This window comes from Salipiger sp. PrR003 (assembly GCF_010500785.1).
Classification (GTDB): domain Bacteria; phylum Pseudomonadota; class Alphaproteobacteria; order Rhodobacterales; family Rhodobacteraceae; genus Salipiger; species Salipiger pacificus_A.
This window is the reverse complement of the sequence record NZ_JAAGOV010000104.1, coordinates 1-4,625: the sequence shown is the minus strand read 5'-3', so window position 1 is coordinate 4,625 and position 4,625 is coordinate 1. Positions and strand designations below refer to the sequence as shown.

At 58.3% G+C, this 4,625-nt stretch carries 5 protein-coding genes; 1 reads left to right on the top strand and 4 read right to left on the bottom strand.

The window, feature by feature from the left end; translation table 11 throughout:
• Positions 1 to 128: 128 nt before the first annotated feature.
• Together G0D83_RS29490 and G0D83_RS32915 are read right to left on the bottom strand one after the other, a co-directional pair.
• Entirely contained in the window at positions 129 to 1,226 is a 1,098-nt protein-coding gene (locus tag G0D83_RS29490; protein WP_164198128.1) for a hypothetical protein, read from the bottom strand.
• Positions 1,227 to 1,554: 328 nt separating this feature from the next.
• Positions 1,555 to 1,947 (bottom strand): aldo/keto reductase, encoded by a 393-nt coding sequence (locus G0D83_RS32915; RefSeq protein ID WP_370457348.1) that lies wholly within the window; start codon positions 1,945 to 1,947, stop codon positions 1,555 to 1,557.
• Between G0D83_RS32915 and G0D83_RS29480 the strand changes: the two genes are divergently transcribed.
• Positions 1,889 to 2,356, top strand: coding sequence for a hypothetical protein (locus G0D83_RS29480; RefSeq protein WP_235958218.1), 468 nt, complete (start codon positions 1,889 to 1,891; stop codon positions 2,354 to 2,356). The genes G0D83_RS32915 and G0D83_RS29480 overlap by 59 nt on opposite strands.
• A 253-nt stretch (positions 2,357 to 2,609) precedes the next feature.
• Here G0D83_RS29480 and G0D83_RS29475 read toward each other — a convergent pair whose 3' ends face one another.
• Positions 2,610 to 3,179, bottom strand: coding sequence for a type 1 glutamine amidotransferase domain-containing protein (locus tag G0D83_RS29475; protein ID WP_164198126.1), 570 nt, complete (start codon positions 3,177 to 3,179; stop codon positions 2,610 to 2,612).
• A gap of 31 nt (positions 3,180 to 3,210) precedes the next feature.
• Positions 3,211 to 4,350 carry a glutathione-independent formaldehyde dehydrogenase gene (locus tag G0D83_RS29470; RefSeq protein ID WP_164198124.1) on the bottom strand — a complete coding sequence of 380 codons (1,140 nt, stop codon included), beginning with the start codon at positions 4,348 to 4,350 and terminating at the stop codon, positions 3,211 to 3,213.
• Positions 4,351 to 4,625 lie beyond the last annotated feature (275 nt).

Sequence of the window (4,625 nt, the reverse complement as noted above, 5' to 3'; positions counted from 1 at the left end):
GACGAAGTGAGCTTTCGCTGCTATTACGCCAAGGTCAGCTTTGAAGAAACGGCAGTGCCAAAAACGGTCGTTTTGGAGATAAATTTTCATTATCGGCAAATCGGCATGGTTGTCCCTGATTTCGGCAATCATTCGGTCCAAGTACAGTTGGCACCGGCGTCATTGTAGGTGCAGCGGTCGTAGATGCGGACCACCTCCCAGCGCCCGAGATAATCACGCCGGAACGTTGCGTCTGTCACGCCTCCGAGCTGACTGGAGAAGAACAGCATCTGAAGGAGTGGATTACCACCGGCATTGCCGGTCGCCCGGACGCGGTAGCGGCAAAGGTAAATATCGTTCTCGGCGGCCATGCACCTTTCAAGCGACAGAGACTGCATACGGATGCCGAGCCGGTCGGAATTGATCGCGCCGCCGCCGGTTGCCAAGCAGCCAAGTGCCGCAATGGGATTATTGTCGCGTCGGAATGTGTTGCAAGCGTCACCCATGGCGTCGAGTGTGCTGGTCGCAGCGTCGAGACGTGCCTGGAGGACGGCCCGAATATCGGCCTCCGACGGGCTTCCGGGCGCGAAAAGCGGCGATGCGGTCTGCGGCGCTGGGGCCGGCGTCGGATCGCCGCTTTTCGCAGTTCCCGACGCCGAGTCTCTAGATTTTTTCGCCTTCGCCTCCGCCTCCGCCGCGCGGTCGAGCGCAATGAGTTCTCCGCCTCTCTCGGAGCTGACCGACCTGAAATTGGATATCCGGCCGGTCCGTTCGGCGACAATCGCCGCGATGTCGCCCAAAAGTTCAGCGCGTGATGAGACGTTCTTGTCGAAGTCCATGAACCCTGTGGTCGAGGGACGTAGCGACCGAATTACCCCTTCGTTTGGCTCGTAAACGAAGGGGTAATAACGAACCGCACCAGAATTATTGTCGACAGTGATGGCGTAGACGGGCCGGCCGTCGAGATCGGGGACCGATCCGCTCAGGTTCACGACCTCGGTTGCCGTGATGGACCGGGCGTCCATGCCGGTGCTGAGAGATCTTGGCTTGATTTTCAAGGCACCGTTCGAGATCTCGAGGATCAGGTATTCATTACCAGACTCTTGCTCGTAGTAATGTGTACCATCCTGTTCGAGCCGAGTGATGGGTATCGTCTCCATTGAAGACAGCAGCGGCGTATTAGATTCGTAGTAGCACCCCGTGAGCGCAAGAACTGATAAGATGAGGTAGGCTGCACGTAACGGCATAATAATCTCCTGGAAATGACGGTAGATAATTGGAACAGTGCAAAATATGCTCTGGAGCATACCAGAATGAGGCGGTCGCTCAAAGCAAAGACGCGCCTAAGCTGCGATAATCTGAAGCTTAACCCTTAATAGCTATGAACGGCAATAAGTCGGGTGCCGAGGACGACGGCGACCGTGACCCCGAAACGGTAGTTTTTGGATGCCGATAGGGGGTCACGATTGGCTGCCGATTGACAGTGATCGCGATCGCGAACACTGCATCGCTGAACGCCTCCAGCCGATCCGGTTTGCGCTCGGTGCCTTCAAGAGAGAATATCGCCATCTAACGCTACAGCATTTCAAGTGGACGACGGTTGAGTGGCCTAGGAAATGCCGCGTCGAATGTCGCAAGCTGAGCGTCGGAAAGAACGATATCGGCGGCCGCGCGGTTCTCCCGCACATGTGCGACTGAACTCGCTTTCGGGATGGCGATGAGACCATCTTGCCGCAACGTCCACGAAAGTGCGACCTGCACAGGGGTTGCGCCAACCTCGGCTGCAATTTTGTTGAGAGCGGGGTGGGTAGAAAGTCGTCCCTGCTCGACTGGGCTATACGCCATAACCGGTATGTTATGCTCGGCGAGCCACGGCAGCAGGTCCAATTCGGGGCCTCGCCGGACCAGATTGCTCGAACTGACGGTCGACGATGCGTGCGACTTCTTCGCTGGCGAGGCATCTGTGATGCGCTCCCTCGACGTGTTGCGGGAGATCGGACTTGGCTATCTGAGGCTCGGTCAGCCGGCGACCGAGCTGTCTGGCGGGGTGGCGCAGCGCATCAAGCTGGCGACTGAACTGCAACGCGCTCAACGCGGCAACACGATCTACATCCTCGACGAGCCAACTTCGGGGCTTCACCCCTCCGATGGCGACCGGCTGATGCAACACCTGCAGGGCCTCGTAGACGCCGGCAATACCGTCGTAGTCGTCGAACATGACATGGGCGCCATCACACAGGCGGAGTGGATCATCGACCTGGGACCGGGGGCCGGGGAAGATGGGGCCGTATCGTTGCCAGCGGCGTCCCTGGCGTCGTGGCGGAAGCGGAAGGCAGTCTCACCGCCCGCTATCTCAAGGCGGCTCTGTAGGCCGTAAATCTGGCCGAACGTACGTTCGATCAGGTGCATCTCAACCACACGTTGGAATGGGTCGAATCTGGAAGCGGGAGCCGACGATGTGTCACCGCGGTTGACGCGGCTTAGGGTTTGACTGCTCGTCCGGCGCGCCGTGTTCGTCTGATACGCGGCGTAGCGGATGGCCATCACCACCGGCAATCCGCTACGCCTGTCTTGCGTTGATTTTCTTCCGTGAGCAGGTCCTCAAATGGTTTGTCGAGACCGCCCCGTCTTTAATTCCCGGCTGCGAGCCTAGCGCCCACACCTGCCGCGACTTGCTCCACGAGTTTGGCACAGAAGGCGGGCAAATCATTGGGGTCGCGGCTTGTGACAAGGCCGTTGTCGACCACGACTTCCTCATTGGTCCATGCACCGCCGGCGTTCTCGATATCGACCTTCAGCGTCGGGTAGGACGTCAAAGTGCGACCCTTAAGCACGTCAGCCTCAATCAATGTCCAGGGTGCATGGCATATAGCTGCAACAGGTTTTTTCTGATCGAAGAAGGCCCGGATGAAACCAATTGCCTCGACGCTGCCGCGCAGCTTGTCGGCACCGACAGTCCCTCCGGGCACAACAAGTCCGTCGAAATCGTGGGCTTTGATCTCGGCAAACGTCTTGTCGATCGTATAGCTGCCGCCCTCGTCAAGGTCGCTATTGACTGTACGAGCCACGCCCGTTTCAAAACTGACCACGGTCACTTTGCCGCCAGCCTCCTCGATAGCTTGCTTGGGCTTCGAGAATTCTGGTTCTTCCGTCCCGCGGGGTGCGATCAGAATGGCAACCGATTTGCCTTCCAAAGTCATAATTTATTTCCTATTCCGTCGAAGACTAAGGTCAGGTGCCGGGCTTGAGCAAGACCTTCGTCCAGCCACCATCGCGCTCGTCGAAATGCTTGTAGGCGTCTGGTGCCTGATCAAGCGGCAGCCGGTGCGAGATGATTTGGGCAGGATTGGCCCTGCCATGCTCAATAAGGTTCATCAGTCGCCGGTTATAATGCTTTACATTACATTGTCCGGTGCCGATCTTCTGCCCCTTGAACCAAAAGTTGCCGAAGTCGAACGCAATCTTGCCTTCCTTCTGAAGATCGTCGGGCGCGTTCGGGTCTTCCGGAACGAACACGCCGACGACGCCGATTCCGCCGGTGGCCTTCGTGCTTTTGACGAGGCAGTTCATCGTGTAATTGCTGCGCTCCTTGCCGTGGCGATCGCAACACTGATACCCGACCGCCTCGACCCCCCGGTCGGTCCCGCGGCCGCCGGTTGCGTCAAGGATCTGCTGGGCGGGATCGCCCTTGCGCATGTCGATCGGAATCGCGCTCATCGCCTCGGCCAGTTTCAAGCGGTCATCGTGAGAATCGACCACGAAGATCTGAGAGGCACCGCGAATTTGGGCTGAGTGCGCGGCCATCAAACCGACCGGACCAGCGCCGTAGATCGCGATGCTTTCGCCGGGCAGGAAACCGGACATTTCGACGCCGTGCCAACCCGTCGGGAAGATGTCGGAGAGCATGACATAGTCATCCTCCTTCTCCTCAGCGTCCTCGGGCAGCTTCAGACAATTGAAGTCCGCATAAGGAACGCGCATCAACTCGGCCTGACCGCCTTGCCACGGCCCCATCTCGGCAAAGCCATACGCTGCGCCGGCGGTTCCGGGGTTGGTCGTGAGGCAAAACGCCGTCAGACCGCGTTCGCAATTTTCGCAGAACCCGCAACCCACGTTGAACGGCATACAGACGCGATCGCCCTTCTTGATCCGATCTACGGCAGCGCCGACCTCGATGACTTCGCCAAGGTTTTCGTGACCAAAGACCCTGCCTTTCTCGAAGCTGGTACGGCCATCGTACATGTGAAGGTCAGACCCGCAAATGTTGGTGGTGGTCACCCGAATGATCACATCGGTCGGTTTCTCGATCTTGGGATCGTCTACTGTATCCACGGAAACGTCTTTGGGTCCGTTGTATACGACAGCCTTCATGGACTTTTCCTTTCGTAGCGCTGCTCAAGACGTCATCAAGGCCAGCGCTTGCTGATGATCCGGTCCAGCGCAACGGCGATGGAACTCGCATCTTTCCAACTGATCTCAATTTCCTTAACCTTCTGCTACCTGAAAGGTTCCCTCCCGTAGCTCCAGCATGGCCTCGCCATAGGCTTCCTGCAGGTCCCGGAGCTGCTTCTCGTATTGCTCGCGGATGTCGAGCGGGTTGGCGCGCAGCGAGTTCTCCATCCCGCGCTTGGCATCCTCGACCCAGC

Bases quoted from the DNA above. Each gene is read 5' to 3' on its own strand.
- G0D83_RS29475 (WP_164198126.1), bottom strand. From the start codon at position 3,179: ATGACTTTGGAAGGCAAATCGGTTGCCATTCTGATCGCACCCCGCGGG.
- G0D83_RS29470 (WP_164198124.1), bottom strand. From the start codon at position 4,350: ATGAAGGCTGTCGTATACAACGGACCCAAAGACGTTTCCGTGGATACA.
- G0D83_RS29490 (WP_164198128.1), bottom strand. From the start codon at position 1,226: ATGCCGTTACGTGCAGCCTACCTCATCTTATCAGTTCTTGCGCTCACG.